The following is a 1,512-nucleotide window of genomic DNA, read 5'->3' as shown; positions in this document are numbered from 1 at the left end:
CTGCACGACCATGCCGCTGGCAAAATCTCCCCGAGTTGTGATGGTCCCGGAATTTATCCCCTCGGCATTGCCGCCGATTGTCGGCACGCCCCCATTGCCGCCGTTACCCACGATACCGAAACCACTTGCACCATCACCGGCAACGCCGCCCGCCGACCGCACAAGCATACCCTTCGAGAAAGCCCCGTCCGTGGAAATGGAGCCGGCATTATCGCCTTTCGCGTCACCGCCGAAACCGCCATTGCCGCCATTGCCACCCTTGCCGGCACCGATCGCAGCGCCCAAGCCGCCATTGCCGCCGCGCCCTCCGCTGGAATTGACGGTGATGCCGTTCGAATTGACCCCGTGCGTGATGATATTGCTTTCGATCGTAGTGGTCACGGTCGCCGTGCCGCCATCGCCACCCCGCCCGCCGACGCCGCCCTTACCGCCTACCGCGATGGCGAATGCCCATGCGCCGTTACCACCATCCCCACCGCTGGCGTCGCCCGATATGCCGGGAGCATTGTCCCCCGATGTTTCGAGGGCGCCAGATGCGTTGTTTGTTATATCGACGGTTCCGCCCTTGGCGCCATCGCCGCCTTTACCACCCTTGATCTCCACAAAAGGCGGGACGGCTGTTGCATGGACAGCCGAGCCGCCATCGCCGCCGCGCCCACCCCGGGCGCTGCCAACGAAAGCGGCCTCCCCGGAGGTCGTGCGGCCGACACTATTCGTTCCCGTAGCCGGCGCCACCGGCGAATGGCCATCTCCGGCGTCAGCAGTACCGATTCCGTCATCACCATTGTCGCCCGGTGCACCATCCGTATTGATGGACAATTGCTGCGCATGGGCCGGAGATTGAGCGTAAGGAAAGACCAGCCCCACCAGTGCCGTAGCGCAAAGCAATCGAGCTATCCGTTTGGGCAGAGTGGCGAGACATTGATTCGGCCGGCCGGGCAAACCCTTCTGAGTCGCCGCGGCATCACGAAGAACTTCCTCAGAACATGCCCTGGCTGAACCGTCGTCGGCCGATGCGCACGACAATACGGCAACGCGCTCTGTGAACAAAGCCATGCACTTACCCCCCATTTTACGGGGGCGCGCCTCAATGCCTGCTTGAGTCCGACGCCACCGCTATGCTCTGCTCATGCAATTGCAATAAGGATGCCGGCACTGTGCAATAAGGTTCAATGCATTAAAACAGGGCATCCGTATTCCCACTTGCGGAGCTCTGACTCAATTAGAATACATTAACTTATGCCGGATGAAACCAAAAATTTACGTGGGGAACACTGACCAAAGCCACCGACGTTTCATAGTCATCATATGATGACTATCTGCCGTTTCGCGGCCGAAATCGCAGAACAAAGCGATTGGACCGCCCGATTTCGTGATACTCGACCCGCTGGCCATGGCATCGACGCGCAAACGCCCTATATCAAAGGACAGAGTTTTTGCGCGGGAATGAACGGATGTCGGCACTTCGGCCATCAACGATCTTCACAGTGGCAATGCTGGCCACGGCAGTGC

1 pseudogene is annotated in these 1,512 nt (G+C 60.0%); it reads right to left on the bottom strand.

Annotation, left to right across the window (positions count from 1 at the left end):
- Positions 1-1,056, bottom strand: a pseudogene (locus EN969_RS30620) (autotransporter outer membrane beta-barrel domain-containing protein); the annotation flags it as partial.
- Positions 1,057-1,512: the final 456 nt, after the last annotated feature.

This window comes from Mesorhizobium sp. M7A.F.Ca.CA.003.01.2.1 (assembly GCF_003998945.1).
GTDB lineage: Bacteria > Pseudomonadota > Alphaproteobacteria > Rhizobiales > Rhizobiaceae > Mesorhizobium > Mesorhizobium ciceri.
This window is presented reverse-complemented; position numbering and strand designations above follow the sequence as displayed.